The sequence below is a fragment of the Stieleria varia genome, from assembly GCF_038443385.1.
GTDB classification, from domain to species: domain Bacteria; phylum Planctomycetota; class Planctomycetia; order Pirellulales; family Pirellulaceae; genus Stieleria; species Stieleria varia.
This window is the reverse complement of sequence record NZ_CP151726.1, coordinates 4270580-4285625: the sequence shown is the minus strand read 5'-3', so window position 1 is coordinate 4285625 and position 15046 is coordinate 4270580. Positions and strand designations below refer to the sequence as shown.

Here is a 15046-nt window from a genome sequence, read left to right as displayed (position 1 = left end):
GTGATTAAGCAAATCAAACTCTCATCTCAGGCAAGGGACAAGCTGATTCGGATCAAGTCCCGTACTGGAATTGGTCAATGGAATATTCTGTGCCGATGGGCGCTCGTAGTTTCGATGAAAGAAGCCTCTCCACCCACAGTCGTCGACATCCCTGCGGATAGCAATGTGGAAATGAGTTGGCAGGTATTCGGCGGCGAACTCAACGAACTCTACTGGGCCTTGGTTAAGGCACGCTGCTTCAAGGACGGCTTAGGAACTGACGAAGAAACCGTCGCTCAACAGTTCCGATTGCACCTCCATCGCGGAATCGGGTATCTGGCGACACCGTCGGCGATCGGTAATATTGGCGACCTTATCAATCTTGCGTTGGAAGAGAAAGCATGAAAAAGTCAATTCACCAAGTCGCCGCAGACGTCTTGAAGGCGTCTGGCAAGCCGATGACGGCTGCGGAAATTTACGCTGTCATCGCAGAGAAAGAACTTTACGAGTTCAAGGCGAAGAATGCCGAGAGCGTTCTGCGGTCCCAAATGCGGCGACACACAAGAAATATCACGGTTGCAAATCAGGCCAAAGAGTGCGTCTTCACACTGACCGACGACGGCCGATTTTCACTTGCCTAACCTTCGGTGCGTCAGGTTGAACTCTCTTGCCAAAATACGCTGACTCTTCGAGCTGTGAGTAGCTGCTTGGCCGTTTTCCATCGCCAGATACATTTCTGAAACACCCGCGAAACTAGCTTCGGATCAAATGTTATGAAGACGGAACTGGTCGAACCCATCGTCGGCATCGGTGGAAGTTTGAAGAGTGAAGGGTGAAGAGTGTATGTTTGGCGACTATTGGCTAACTGGGACTCCGACGCCACTAGCGGCCAACGTCGCTTGCGGGGACTACAGCGTGGCGAAGGGCAGCAATAGGGTTGCCTACCGTTGGGATGGTGAGCCGGAGCTCAGTGCCGATTGGTTCCATTGGGTGAGGGAACGTTTGAAGGGTGAAGGGTGAAAACCTTACGCATTGCGTTTTGCCGGATATGCGAGGTTGTGGAAAGCAGAATCGTTGCCAGTCTCTTTCCGTCAGTCCATGCAAACCGTTCGCTGTGAAACGTTCAAACTGCAGTCGTAATACAGGCTTAAAAATCCGAACCCGATACGTATTCAGTACGTCTTGCTATCGTCGTGAACGAGCCTTGGGCTGGAACAGAGGGTCTATGCCGAAAGGACTTCCCAGCCTGTGTTGCCCATGAATCATAGACCAGTGTGCAACGCTGAGTTTTGTTGGTGGCCTTTGCAGCGGCTTTCTGGCGTTGCGGGTTGGCCGCGGAAGCTATGTCTTACCCCGCTGGGGTAAATGGCGTTTTGCGTTGGCTAACCCGGGGTGCGTTGGCTTCGCCGCGACCCCGGGCTACGTTGTTGAACCACTTCGTGGTCGGTGCGGAAAATACGTGTTCTGTCTTTTTGCGAAGATCACGCTGAGCGGTGGTTGGTGCGTGGGTTTCCCGACACTTATTGTCCGAACGTCCCCTGGGGTAAATGGCGTTATGCGTTGGATAACCCGGGGTGCGCTGGCTTCGCCGCGACCTCGGGCTACGTTGTTTAACCACTTCGTGGTTGGTGCGGAGGATACGAGTTCTGTCTTCTTGCGAAGATCACGCGGAGCGGTGGTTGGTGCGTGGGTTTCGCGACAGCGATGTCTTACCCCGTTGGGGTAAATGGTGTTCTGCGTTGGATATCCCGGGGTGCGTTGGCTTCGCCGCGACCCCGGGCTACGTTGTTAAATCACTTCGTGGTTGGTGCGGAGGATACGAGTTCTGTCTTTTTGCGAAGATCACGCGGAGCGGTGGTTGGTGTGTGGGGGAGAACCGGACGCTATCGCGTTGCGGCTGATGGGGGCTTCGGACGCGTTTTCGACTCGGAGAGTCGAACGACAATGTCGACGTTTCACGTCGATAGTTTTGCGTTGGATATCCCGGGGTGCGCTGGCTTCGCCGCGACCCCGGGCTGTGCTGTTGAACCACTTCGTGGTTGATGCGGAGGATACGAGTTCTGTCTTCTTGCGAAGATCACGCGGAGCGGTGGTTGGTGCGTGGGTTTCGCGACAGCGATGTCTTACCCCGTTGGGGTAAATGGTGTTCTGCGTTGGATATCCCGGGGTGCGCTGGCTTCGCCGCGACCCCGGGCTGTGCTGTTGAACCACTTCGTGGTTGATGCGGAGGATACGAGTTCTGTCTTCTTGCGAAGATCACGCGGAGCGGTGGTTGGTGCGTGGGGGAGAACCGGACGCTATCGCGTGGCGGATGATGGGGGCACGATGTTTTCGTAGAGACCCAGGTTTGGCTTGGCGTGGAAACGTATTGCGTAGGTGTTTGACGATGCGGGTTGGATGCTGATTGGCACGGTGGACTTGATCGCTTCGGTCGCGTTTTCGACTCGGAGAGTTGAACGACTATGTCGACGTTTCACGTCGGTAGCGTCCGGTTTGCCGAGTTTATGTGAGAGAACCGGACGCTATCGCGTGGCGGATGATGGGGGCTTCGCGCGCGTTTTCGACTCGGAGAGTCGAACGACTATTTTGTGGGCTGCTGCCTGATCAGGCGTCGAGGCAGTGGCGGTTGGCCATGCTGATGCCGCTGACGATGGCTCCGACGATTCCTACGAATCCTTGGTCGGTTCCGCACAAGAAAACGTTGGGTAGGTGCGTCGTCCCGTCGAGTTGCTTGTCCGGTGCTCCGTAGACGGCTCCGTTGTCGTGCCACGTGAACCGGCGGATCGTTTTGGGGGTGAAGATGTCGGTGTCGATCACGCGGGACCGAAAATCGGGCATGAAGCGTACCGAGGACGCGACCGCAGCGTCGTACTGGCGGATCTTTTCGGACTGGTACTTTGCGTCGGGCAACTGGCTCCACAAATCGTGGTTGGCCAGCGTCGTGATGCGGACCACACCGTCAGGCAATTCGCCTTCGTCGGCATCGTAGAGATAGTTGTTGGGCGAACAGATCACCCCGGTCCGTGCATCGCACAACTGATCGTCGGGGCGTTTCCAATGAAACGTGTCGCTGTCGTTGTAGAAAACAATCGTCCGATCAAATCCGATGTCTGCGGGCTTGCAGTCCAAGATCGAGATCGATTCGATGAACGATAGCTTGCCCGCCTTGGCCGTGGCGACTTCCGTGATGTCGTCACACATCCGCATCGTTTCCACGTTGCCGGCAGAGGACAGGATTCGATTGCCCGTCAATTCGGTGCCGTCATCGAGCACGACGCCGACGGCGCGACCGTCTTCGACATGGATCTTGGAGACGCCGCTGCGTAATTTCAGTTCACCACCGAGTCCACGAAACTTGCGAACGAGGTTTTTCAGGATCATCCGGACGCCTTTGTAGGGACGCCCGAATCCTTCCAAATAACATGCCCGAAACATGATGCAGAACTGACCAAAGTCCATGTCGTCTTCGCGGGCGTTGCCGTACCACATCAGCGGGCACAGCAGCATCTCGATCAGCAACGGGTTGCTCAAGTGCTGGGCCATGATGGTCCGCGCGGAGACCATGAATCGTTCGTCCCCGCCGTCCATGTCGCTGTAGTCGAGCAGCGAACCGCAAAGAGATCGAAAGCCATCGATCTGATCGGGAAAGCTCGACGCGATTTCGCTTTCCAGCATCGCGATGTCGTTGTTGAAGTCCAACGATGCGTGGGGAAACCGGATGGACGAGCCGACTTGCTCGGCAAGCTTGAAATCTTCCCAGCGAAATCGCAGTTGCCGAATCAGTTTCGCCAACGGACCTTTCTTGTCACCCTTGCGGGCAAAGTTCGTCATCGCGTGCAGGCCGACGTCGTAGTCTCGTCCGCCCATGCGGTAAAACGAATTGAGACCACCGATGGTGTAATGTCGTTCCAGGATGCAAACGCGTTGGTCAAAATGCGCCAACCGAATCCCGGCGGCCAAACCGCTCATCCCCGCGCCGATGATGATCGTATCGTAATGACCCGATGGCTGATCGGATTTCTGATCGGATCGATCTGCCGTGTCCGGTGCATCGTTTCGGGCGAGAGGCGACTGCGACACTTCAGGACTTCACAATGTCCCGCATCTTCGGCTCCAGATAAGTCACGGTGGACTCCATGCTGGCGAGATTCCCGTACTCTTCTTCGGGGATTTGCACACGGTGACGCTTACGCAGCTCCATCACGATGTCCAGAAAGTCCATGCTGTCCAGTTCCAACTGATCTCGGAACGGCACATCATCCTTCAGGTCGCCCAGATCCTCATCGGGGGAAATGTCGTCCAGAATGTCCAAGATCTCGTCGCGAATTTCAGCAGGCGTCATCGAATTTGAATGGTGAGTTACGAAGTGATGATAGGAGGGGAAATGGAACTGAAGCCTCGGTCTCAGTAGCGACCAATGATCACGACCGAGTTGATACCCAGCATTCCGAAGGAGTTGTTCAAGATGTAGTCGATGCGTTTGGATTCTTGTGGCTCATTGAGAACCAGTCCGGGCAGCGCACACACCTCATCCAGATTGTCCACGTTTATCGTCGGATGGACTACCCCATCACGGAAAGACGACAGATTTCCGGCCAATTCCAGGGCTCCGGCGGCTCCCATGGCATGGCCGATATAGCTTTTCGTGTTGTTGATGCGGGTGGTCGTCGATTCCCCAAACACGCTGCGCAAGGCCTTGCATTCTTGCTCGTCCCCGCTGCTGGTGCCCGTCGCGTGGGTGCTGACAATGTCGATATCGCTGGCTTGCAACCCCGCCCGCTTGAGCGCCATGTTGACGCACTGGGCCTGGCGTTCCGGGTTGGGCAACACAAAATCGGTCGCGTCGGTATTCATGGCGTATCCGACCAACTCGCCGTAAATGGTCGCACCACGAGTCTTCGCGTCGCTGAGCCGTTCCAGCGTGTACAAACAGCCTCCTTCGGCGACCACGATGCCATTTCGATCGACGTCGAACGGCCGCGAAGCCTTCGTCGGATCCGCGTGAGTGGCCAAAGCGTTTTGACTATTGAAGCTGGCAAAAATTCCGAACGTGTGAATGCTCTCGCTCGTGCCCCCGCAAATCGCCAAGTCGCACTCGTCCAGACGCAGCATCTGGGCTCCTTGGATCAACCCGGCATTGCCGGCTGCGCAAGCCGCACCGATGGTGTAGTGCGGGCCGGTCACGCCGAGATTGAGGGCGATTTCGCCGGCCGGATTGTTGGCCACGGTGCGAGGATTGTGGTGGTGCGACCAACAACTCGTGTCGTAGTCGAATCCTTTGATGATGTAGATCTCGTTCTCGGTTTCGACGTTTCCGTGCTCGGTCACACCGACGTAAATCCCGACACGCGATCGATCGGTGTTTTCCCAGTCGATGCCCGAATGCTTGATGGCTTCGTTGGCCGCGTAGATCCCCACGCTGCCGGCTCGGGTGCCCCGCCGGATGTCTTTTTTGGTCTGATACCGTTTGTCGTCGAAATCGCAAATGCCCGCCAGCGTCTCGCCAAAGTAGCGGATTTCGTAGGGGCGAACGCCGCTTCGTTTTTCCAACAAGGCTTCTCGAAACGTGTCCCAATCATTGCCGTTGGGTGCAGTCAGACCGATGCCGGTGATCACAATCCGCTGGTCATCTGGCAGTTGGGAGGCGCGATGGGGAGCGATCACGTTGAAATTCCGCCGCAGCGGCAGTCTGTGTGTGTTGGGACAGGTAGTACGTCAGGCTTTCTAGCCTGACATGCGGTGTACGGGGTGTATGTCAGCCTGGAAAGGCTGACGTACGGGTTGGGGGTATGTCAGTCTGGAAAGACTGACGTACAGCAATTCGCGGACCCAAAAACGTACCAATTCGCCGGAATCATGGCAACGCCCTGGATGGGGATGCGACGTTCGGGACCGTGTCATCGACTTGATGGTTTACGCCAAGTTTTCCGTGAACCGGGGTTTCTTGACGGGGAGGCATGGTCGTGCGTTGCCCGCTGGCACACAATGGATGACGCGAGATCGATTTCACGGCGATGGACACCGCTGCAGTCCAACCCGCTGCAGTCCAAGCCGCTGTGGGGTAGGCCGCTGTGGGGTAGGCCGTTAGTGCCAGAATCGCGAGTTGAGCTTTGATACGAGCACGACGCGCAAGCGAGTGATTCATGGCGTTTTGTTCACTCGCTTGCGCTTCGTGCTGGTATTTGTATCGTTTCCAATCAACGTCAATTCAGGAACGCAGCACTAGGCGCGGATTATTCATGCGGAATGTTTTTCATAACCCGACGCGTAAGCGAGGGATTTACCGAGTATCCGTCGCTTACGCGTCGGGTTATGAATTATCCGGGCTAGTGCATCATCCGGTCTTGATTTTGGGGTTAGCCGTTTTGGCGTTAGCCACGGTTGTGTCACGAAAACCGTGGCTAACGCCAAAACGGCTCATCTACCGAACCCACGTTCTAAGACTGGACGATGCACTAGCGTCTTGCGGCTCACTAAACCGAGTATCCCTCGCTTACGCGTCGGGTTATGAATTATCCGGGCTAGGCCCTTCGCCATTTGATTGCATTTTACCGTCGCGGCCGGTCTCGTGGATCGTCCCACCGAATTCCTTCCTCCTCTGATTCACCCTTTGTTATGTCTGACGCAGTTCCTTCGTTTTCTCTTCGCAGTGGCTCCAAGATCCCGTCGGTCGGACTGGGGCTGTGGAAAATCGACCAAGACGCGACGGCGGGCGTTGTCCGTGATGCGATCAAAGTCGGCTACCGCCACTTGGACGCCGCCTGTGACTATGGCAACGAGAAACAAGCGGGTGAAGGCATCGCGTCGGCCATCGGCGATGGCCTCGCTTCACGAGATGACTTGTGGGTGACCAGCAAGCTGTGGAATACGTATCACCGCCCCGAACACGTGCGAGCGGCCTGCGAACGTAGCCTCCGGGACTTGCAATTGGAGCACTTGGACCTCTACCTGATGCACTTCCCGATCTCCCAAGCCTTCGTGCCCTTTGAAAAACGATACCCGCCGGGTTGGTTTTTTGATCCCGATGCGGGGGAACCTGGGATCAAGGAAGACCCGGTGCCGATCCGGGAGACTTGGCAAGCGATGAACGAGTTGGTCGACGCGGGATTGGTCCGTGAAATCGGCGTGTGCAACTTCGGCACGTCGCTACTGCGTGACTTGATGGCGTCCAGCGACACGCATCCGGCGGTTCTGCAGATCGAGCTGCATCCGTATTTGACACAGAACAAACTGATTCGATTCTGCAACGAGTCACAGATTCACGTGACCGGTTTTTCGCCGCTGGGCGCATTGTCGTACTTTTCGCTTGGCATGGCCGAGCCGGCGGAATCGGTGATCGAGCAACCCGTTGTGAAGGAAATCGCGGCCAATCACGATCGCACGCCCGCACAAATCCTGCTGCGTTGGGGTGTGCAACGCGGAACATCGGTGGTACCAAAGACGTCGCGTGTGGAGCGTTTGAGAGAGAACCTCGCCATCGCCGACATCGCATTAACCGATGACGAGATGAACGCGATCAGCACGTTGGACCGTCACCGACGATTCAACGATCCGGGCGACTTTGCCGAAGCCGCTTTCAATACTTTCTATCCAATCTACGAGTGAGCATCGACGTTGGCCAAGGATGACAGACTGATCGATCCGACCTTTTTGTTTCGGTTCGAAGTCACATTGCGCAGAGCACCACTGGATTGGACCGTCAAAGGCTTGAAGCTGCCGGAGACGTGTCGGCTGCCGTCCTTCGGCGCGCTCGCTCAACGTCCGGTGTTCGCCGACGTGCGATTGGCTTGGAACGCCGAGGGCATTGGGATTCACGTGTTGGTCAACGGCAAACGTCAGTTGCCTTGGTGCCGCGAAACGCGATTGGATGAGAGCGACGGGTTTCACATTTGGATCGACACGCGTTGCAGCCCCAACATCCACCGAGCGACGCAGTACTGTCATCGATTTCTGTGGATGCCGGCCGGCGGCGGCCCCCAACGAGAAAAACCGGTTGCTTCGCTGATCGGTATCAACCGGGCCAGAGGAAACCCCAAACCGGTTGCGGCTTCGGACTTGCCGATCAAAGCCTTTCCGCGTCACGACGGTTACGAGATCTGTGGCATCATCCCCAAGTCCGCGATGACGGGATTTGAACCGGATGACCAACCACGAATCGGGCTTTACTACGCCGTCGTGGACCGAGAGTTGGGTTGGCAAACCTTGACGTTGGGGCCGGAATACCCGGTCGCGGAAGACCCCAGTCTGTGGGGCGAAGCGGTCTTGGGTGATTGAACGTGACGCGAACCGAGGTGGTCTACCCTTAGCAGACTGTTGAGTTCGTGAGCCGCGACGCGTGAGCGGCCGGGCCATACTCATTGCCCGAGGCCTTACGGCCAACGGCTCACCAGTATTTCGGCAACACCAAATAAATCAACAGGCTGTTAGCCGCGGTTCCTCAATCAATGTCGTGTAAAAGGAATTCTGGCGAATCCCATTACGATGACAACATGTCGCAGTTCCGTAGAACCAAGAACCAAGAACCAAGAACCAAGAACCAAGAACCAAGAACCAAGAACCAAGAACCAAGAACCAAGAACCAAGAACCAAGAACCAAGAACCAAGAACCAAGAACCAAGAACCAAGAACCAAGAACCAAGAACCAAGAACCAAGAACCAAGAACTACTTCTCTCCGGCTCGGCGGATTGCTTTCAGGGCCAGTTTGGGCAGCCCTTTTCGGATCGAACCCCAATCTGCCTGCGCGTCCTTTTTCGGCCGCACGACGAAATCAAACCCGTCGGGAATGCGATCTTGCTGAGTGCGAAACGACTCTCGGATCAGCCGTTTCCAATGATTTCGAGCCACTGCGTTTCCGGCTTTCTTTGGGATCGTTACCCCCAGCCGACTCGGCTGCTGGTCCCCCCGTGACATGGCAAACACAACGAGCGTCCCGTCTGCCGCGCAAACACCACGTCTCAAAACGAGCGTGAATCGATCACTGCTGGCGATACGTCGTGTTTTGGAAAATCGAAACGACACATTCACTCCGGACGGGTTGCAATCCGATCGTCGTCTTCCTCGGGCGATGACGGTTGCGTCGGAACTCGGTCGGCATCGCTGATGGCAAGCCCAAGCCAGCCGTCACGCAGTTCCAGTTGGCTGATCACCAAGCCGTCAGCGGCATCCAATTGAGTCAGACGGGGCGAGGTGATCGGCAGGGGACGCGATGAAGACAAGACCTTGTTGAAAATCGCACGCACCGGCAGACGTTCTCGCATCGACATTCCAGGACCGCTGATGCTGAGATGTCCGTCTCGCACCAAGTGGGCGTCCAGACCATTGATCTCAGGCACATAGCTTGCCCGCACGATGAAATTCGTCAAGACCATTCGGTCGCCGCTTTCGAATCGAATGATCCGCATCGTCAGCCACACCTTGCCGTCTTCGAACTCGAATGTCACGGGTCGCGACTTGGTGAAGCGAATCCGGACATCGTCGGGCAAGTCGCTCGGCAAAGCCGCGTCTCGCTGCCCCAGCACATCCAAACAGTCCCGCATGATCAACGAGATCGGAGCGACGTCGTCTCGCGCGACGAGCTGCTGCAGCGTGTTGTTCAACGCGGACTGATGAACCTGCAAACTCATCAGGCTGTCGCCGGGGGCACGTGGCCGCGGCGTGAATGAGGAAAGCTGACTGGAGCTTGCCATTCGGTAGCGCGCGATCAATCGTTCCGGCGATGTCGATAGATCGATGACTTGTGGGTCCAGGTTCAATCGATTCAACGGTCCCAACACTGTTTCGCTGAATCGCTGCGATGCCTGTTCCAATTTTTCATCGATCGTCTGTTCGATTTCTTCGCTAACCGAATCGCTGATCCGTCGATCCGCGATTCGCTGAGCGATTCCGGATCCTTCTCGGTATTTCTTTTCTGCGATCACCTTGATCAGTGGTCCGACCAATGGCCAACTATCATAGCTGGTTTCAATGTTTCGCAATCGGGTGTGACCATTGACGGACACGTCCGTCTGTCCCACAGCCACTCTGCTCGGGGTGACATCGATGGTGGTCGATGCAACAAAGCTGCTGTTCCCAGCGGTGGCGACTGCTGCTGGACCTTTGTGACCGATGGATCGTGTTTGAACATTGCCGAGAGTCCTCAGCTCGACGGACCATCCCGATGGATTGGGAATCAATTGCAAATCCAGATCACTTTGAATCTGACTGGTACCGACAACCCGACTGCCCAAGATGCGTGTCCGCACGGGCTTGTTTTGCACGGGAACGTCTGGCAGCATTCGATTGAGCATCTGCTGGGTCAATGCCAAACGAACATTGGCGTTTCGATAATGGGTATCGATCACGCTTGCTACGTTCGACGCTGATTCGCTGTCGGCGAAGCGTATCGATTGGATCGCGTCTGCGACATCGGTGGAAACCAAATCGATCGAGTTGGCTTCCGTACGCTCCAGTTGATTCAGCAAGGCGGCATAGTCAATCGGCACGATCGACCAAGGACGGACCGAGTCAGCCAGTTTCGCAATGGCGGGTCCCGACAAGAATGACTTTTGCTCAGGTGAAAGCTGCGATTGCTCGACGCGTGAAATCAGTTGTCTCGCCACTGCCACTCGGTCATTGGGGTCTTCGGAGTTTGCCGCATCGATGATCTGAGACAGCAGCAGATACTGACCCCACTGTTGAGCAGCTGCACTGTCGCCAAGTTCGCGCCGCAGTGCTTCGGCGGCTTCGACGGGATGCATGCTTGCAGCAGCCATCGCAGTCGTCTCGCTCGCGTCCAAGCCTTCCAAATCGCCCACCCATCGATTTGTCGAACTTCGGTTGGCAAGCTGCCAAATGTGTTTCCATACGGCCGCGCGGCGAGCCACGGCGTGGGACGCACGCAACCACTGAATCTGGGCGTCGCGGTCTTGCAGCTTTTCAGCCGAATTGCTGCCCTGACGACTGAGTTGTTCCAACTGTTCGACCAACGGGCCGGCTTGAGGATTGCCGATCCGATCAAGCGATTGGAGCTGAGCCAACAAGCTTTGAACGTCCTGTGACCAGCGAACCATCTCAGGATCGACCGAGCGACGAGCCGCAACCAATTGCCCAGCTGGTCTAGACTCATCAGACGCCCCCGGCATCGAAAGCGATTTTAATTGGACACTCAACTGCTTGCAGATCGGCCAACCTGCCGGGTTTCCTTCCGCCAGCGATCGAGTGGTTTCGATGTCGCGTTGGGCGTCCATCACGATCGTACCGGGCTCTGGCTGCTGATCCAAATCGGTACGTCGCGACATGATCGACCCAATGTCATCAGCAGCGGTCGTCAACGCATCCCGCGAACTCACGATGATTGAATTGCTCTCCAAAATCGGTTCAGGCGAGATCGGGTCCGTTGGCTTTTTGTTGGGCGAAAGGGCTATCGAATTGAATGTCCCGACATTGTCGCGAAACCCTGCGTTGCCCTCTGCCGATACTTCGTCATTATGAAACAAAGGGCTCGTATCGATGGTAACCGACGACTCATTGGCGGTGGATGCGGCGGCCGAAAACGTGTCGGGCGTGTCCTGCTGCATCGTGTCCTGCCGCATCGTGTTCTCTTGCACGATTACTGGTACGCGAGCCGGTGAGAGGCTCATGTCCCAATCCAGGTTGTCCGACTGCGGCTGGAAGCTCCGCCGGGTGTCTGTTGTTGTCGATTCATCATTCGACCCGCGATCGATTTCGTTTGCCAACACGTCGGGACGATTGGACGGCACGTTCCGGCGGATGCTTTCAACCTGTTCGCGATAGTGTCCGCCGACGTCATTTTGAACCATTTCCGCCAGACGTGTCGGAAGTGCAAGTCCTAGGGCTCCCTGTTCGCTTCGCTCCAGCAGTGGAAAAAGCGTTGCATTGACGGTCGGAGTCGGATCGCTGGCCAACGGCGTGGAATCGATCGTCGTCCAGTCGATCGAATCAGCAACCGCATGGTCCGACGCCGATTCGACATGGCTGACCGTTTCGCGGGGCTCGATTTTGGTTTCGGATGCCCGATTTTGAGTGATCACATTGAGGACAGGAGCCTGCTGAGGTCGGGACAACACCACCGGCACGTCATTGAACCGTTGGATCGCCGACAGATCATTTGGGGATGCTGATTCGGCCCGCTTGGTCTTGCTCGGTTCTGGATCATTCATACCGCTGGCGCCGTCACCCATTGCCAGCCAAGCGTCGTGGAGTTGACGATTCAACCACGATAAAGCACGAGCGCCACCGTTGTTGCCGGAACCGACGGTCGCGACCATGATGACGATGATCGATGCCGATGCAGGCCAGATAACCAGTGATCGTTTTACATCCTTGCGCATGTCAGTGATTTCTTGCCAGAAGAGTGTTTGTGCGATGTTGATCTAGTCCGGCATCCTGTCCCAGACCATGAAGACGCGTTTCCATTTTTACGCGTCAATACGCGGGTCGATTTCAAAGCGTCAATACGCGAGTCCATTTCGGAGCGTATTGTGTACTTGAATCGGCTGATTCGATCGGCTGGTTCAGCGGGGTTTAGAGAAGCCACTGAAATCGGTTGCATCGGGGGTTATCGTTCATCCCAATGAGCGAGTTTCACGACGCTGATCACTCCCAAAAACAGTACTTTCGACTGAATAATTCCCTCCTTGTTGCAGTGAACATTGTGGTTTGTATGCTGCTGGACGATATGATGACGGTGGAACTGTTAAGTTGTCAAAAAGAACCGTGTTGGAGCGGAAATGGCCAAGAAATCGGCAAATACACCATTCGAATACGTCGAGCCCATCGGCGATCGCGTCCTTGTGCGAAAAGACGAGCCGAAGCGTGAAACTCGCGGCGGAATCGCTTTGCCAGACGCGGCGGAGATTCCGACCATCACCGGTCGGATCGTGACCATCAGCGCTGTCGTCGAGAACGACGATGAATTGCCGTTGAAACAATACGACAAGATCCTGTTCCACCCCAAGAACTCGGTCCCGGTGGACCTGGAACACGACAATCAGCTCTACGTCATTCCGGTCGAAGACATCGTGGCTGTCTTTCGACGTTCAAAGCCAGAGTGACGACAAGCGTGGGTTGTTGATTGAGTGAGCCGTGACGCGTATGCAGCTGGACTGCTCAAAGTTTGGTGTTGACATTGTTTTTTCAGTCCATGTTTTTGTTCATGTATCGCAATTAAAGTGAGCCTCAGGCGCTAGCCGTGGGCCGGCACCACAATCCGCCTCAGGCCCACGGCTAGTGGCCTGTTGATTTAATCGAAATTGGGAACGCAAGGGTGAGCCGTGGGCCGTAAGGCACCGGGCAATGCGATAGGCCCGGCCGCCTACGCGTCGCGGCTCACTAAATCAACGGCCTGCTAGCCGTGGGCCGGCACCACAATCCGCCTCAGGCCCACGGCTAGCGCCTGAGGCTCACTGGGGGCCACCGGCTGCGCCGGTAGTGGGCCGGCACCACAATCCGCCTCAGGCCCACGGCTAGCGCCTGAGGCTCACTGGGGTTATCAGCTGCGCCGGCAGGAGGGACATAAACTTGCGCAAACCCAAAAAGACACAACACCAAACTTTGAGCAGTCCACCACTAGGCGCGGATGATTCATCAGCCGGAACGCGATAACGTCCGGTTCCCGATTACAGGCGTGAGAACCGAACGCTATCGCGTGGAGGCTGATAGGCGCAGACCGTATTGAGTCGCGTGAATAATCCGGGCTGGCGTTATCGGCTCATAAGAACTGCGTAACGCACTCAATCAACTGCCCCCAATGTCAGCCTGGAAAGGCTGACGTACGTCTCTAACTCAGCGGGCTAGCTCAACGGGCTTGCTGGCTTTCTGCGACGTCGGCCACGTGATGCGAATTTTTCTCGCACTTCGTGTACGGCAGCGATCAAACGGTCGACTTCATCGGCACGGTTGTAGAAATAGAAACTGGCTCGCGCCGTTGCGCTGATTCCTAGAGAAGCGTGCAAGGGCATCGTGCAGTGGTGCCCGGCTCGAACCGCGATCCCACGTGTGTCCAACCATTGCGCGACGTCATGCGCGTGCACGCCCTCGACCGTGAAACTGACGATACCGCTTTTTTGATCCGGCCTTGGGCCGACGATTGAGACGCCGTCAATCGCTCGCAGTCCCTCATCGGCTTGCACCGTCAATTGGCGTTCATGCTCGTGAATGTTGTCCATCCCGATCGCCGAGACGTAACGGATCGCTTCGGCCAGCCCGATGGCTTCCACGATCGGCGGCGTACCGGCTTCGAATTTATCGGGCAATGACGCGGTCGTGAACCCGGACGTGGTTACCGTATCGATCATCGCCCCACCGCCCAAAAACGGCGGCATCTCATCCAACAATGTTTCTTTCCCATACAGCACGCCAATTCCAGTCGGTCCGCAAACTTTGTGACCGCTGAACACAACGAAATCACTATTCCATTGCTGGACATCGATTTTTCGATGGGGAACGGCTTGAGCCGCATCCACCAACGTCACCGCACCGACCGCTCGAGCCAATTCGCCCCACTGCTGGACAGGAAAATCGGTTCCCAGCACGTTACTCGTTGCCGTGAACGCAAAGAGTTTTGGACGCAGTTCAGCGAGCATCTGCGATACGCGTTGGGTATCGATCGTAAAGTCATCTTCCAACGGCACGAACTCGATTCGGCATCCGACACGGCTTGCCAACTGATGCCAGGGTACGATGTTTGCGTGATGCTCAGCGATGGTCAGTAAGATCACATCGTCGGGACCGATGTTCTGATCGCCCCAGCAACGCGCGACCGCATTGATCGCCGCAGTGGCTCCGGCTGTGAAAACGATTTCGCATCGCGATCGGGCATTGAGAAAGCGTCGTGTTTCCTCTCGCGCCTGTTCATACGCCTCCGTCGACGCTTCGCTCAGCGTGTGAATCCCCCGATGCACGTTGGCGTAGTATTCTCTGTAACAACGATCCATCGCTTGCAACACCGCATCGGGGCGTTGTGTGCTGGCGGCGTTGTCCAAGAAGGCCAGTGCCGCGCCGCTGTTGGTGACGCGACTCAGGATGGGAAAATCGATTTGGAATCGTTCGGGATGGGGCAACATCAAA

Annotated in this window: 12 protein-coding genes; 5 read left to right on the top strand and 7 right to left on the bottom strand. The window is 56.3% G+C overall.

The window, feature by feature from the left end; translation table 11 throughout:
* Both dndE and Pla52nx_RS14410 read left to right on the top strand, forming a co-directional pair.
* Entirely contained in the window at positions 1 to 384 is a 384-nt protein-coding gene (gene dndE / locus Pla52nx_RS14415; protein ID WP_146520996.1) for a DNA sulfur modification protein DndE, read from the top strand.
* On the top strand, positions 381 to 620 hold the full coding sequence (locus tag Pla52nx_RS14410) for an HTH domain-containing protein (RefSeq protein WP_146520997.1): 240 nt from the start codon (positions 381 to 383) through the stop codon (positions 618 to 620). The genes dndE and Pla52nx_RS14410 overlap by 4 nt, the downstream gene beginning before the upstream one ends.
* Before the next feature lie 1963 nt (positions 621 to 2583).
* Here Pla52nx_RS14410 and Pla52nx_RS14405 read toward each other — a convergent pair.
* The 4 genes from Pla52nx_RS14405 to Pla52nx_RS14390 all read right to left on the bottom strand — a co-directional run bounded on the left by Pla52nx_RS14405 (position 2584) and on the right by Pla52nx_RS14390 (position 6124).
* Positions 2584 to 3966 (bottom strand): NAD(P)/FAD-dependent oxidoreductase, encoded by a 1383-nt coding sequence (locus Pla52nx_RS14405; RefSeq protein WP_315855007.1) that lies wholly within the window; start codon positions 3964 to 3966, stop codon positions 2584 to 2586.
* 94 nt (positions 3967 to 4060) lie between these two features.
* Entirely contained in the window at positions 4061 to 4321 is a 261-nt protein-coding gene (locus tag Pla52nx_RS14400) for an acyl carrier protein (protein ID WP_146520998.1), read from the bottom strand.
* Between the two features lie 62 nt (positions 4322 to 4383).
* On the bottom strand, positions 4384 to 5643 hold the full coding sequence (locus tag Pla52nx_RS14395) for a beta-ketoacyl-[acyl-carrier-protein] synthase family protein (RefSeq protein WP_146520999.1): 1260 nt from the start codon (positions 5641 to 5643) through the stop codon (positions 4384 to 4386).
* Positions 5644 to 5833: 190 nt separating this feature from the next.
* On the bottom strand, positions 5834 to 6124 hold the full coding sequence (locus Pla52nx_RS14390) for a hypothetical protein (protein ID WP_146521000.1): 291 nt from the start codon (positions 6122 to 6124) through the stop codon (positions 5834 to 5836).
* Positions 6125 to 6594: 470 nt separating this feature from the next.
* Between Pla52nx_RS14390 and Pla52nx_RS14385 the strand changes: the two genes are divergently transcribed.
* Together Pla52nx_RS14385 and Pla52nx_RS14380 are read left to right on the top strand one after the other, a co-directional pair.
* On the top strand, positions 6595 to 7584 hold the full coding sequence (locus tag Pla52nx_RS14385; RefSeq protein ID WP_146521001.1) for an aldo/keto reductase: 990 nt from the start codon (positions 6595 to 6597) through the stop codon (positions 7582 to 7584).
* A gap of 9 nt (positions 7585 to 7593) precedes the next feature.
* On the top strand, positions 7594 to 8253 hold the full coding sequence (locus Pla52nx_RS14380; protein ID WP_231742089.1) for a hypothetical protein: 660 nt from the start codon (positions 7594 to 7596) through the stop codon (positions 8251 to 8253).
* 388 nt (positions 8254 to 8641) lie between these two features.
* On the opposite strand, the gene rnpA is transcribed toward Pla52nx_RS14380, so the two are convergent.
* Positions 8642 to 8998 carry a ribonuclease P protein component gene (gene rnpA, locus Pla52nx_RS14375; RefSeq protein WP_146521002.1) on the bottom strand — a complete coding sequence of 119 codons (357 nt, stop codon included), beginning with the start codon at positions 8996 to 8998 and terminating at the stop codon, positions 8642 to 8644.
* Between the two features lie 2 nt (positions 8999 to 9000).
* Positions 9001 to 12309: a hypothetical protein gene (locus Pla52nx_RS14370; RefSeq protein WP_146521003.1), complete on the bottom strand. Its 3309-nt coding sequence runs from the start codon at positions 12307 to 12309 to the stop codon at positions 9001 to 9003.
* Between the two features lie 399 nt (positions 12310 to 12708).
* Here Pla52nx_RS14370 and Pla52nx_RS14365 point away from each other — a divergent pair, with 399 nt between their 5' ends.
* Complete coding sequence (locus Pla52nx_RS14365) at positions 12709 to 13032, top strand: co-chaperone GroES (RefSeq protein WP_146521004.1); 324 nt, start codon at positions 12709 to 12711, stop codon at positions 13030 to 13032.
* 738 nt (positions 13033 to 13770) lie between these two features.
* On the opposite strand, the gene Pla52nx_RS14360 is transcribed toward Pla52nx_RS14365, so the two are convergent.
* Positions 13771 to 15042, bottom strand: a complete 1272-nt coding sequence (locus tag Pla52nx_RS14360) for a SufS family cysteine desulfurase (protein WP_146521005.1) — start codon at positions 15040 to 15042, stop codon at positions 13771 to 13773.
* Between the last annotated feature and the right edge of the window lie 4 nt (positions 15043 to 15046).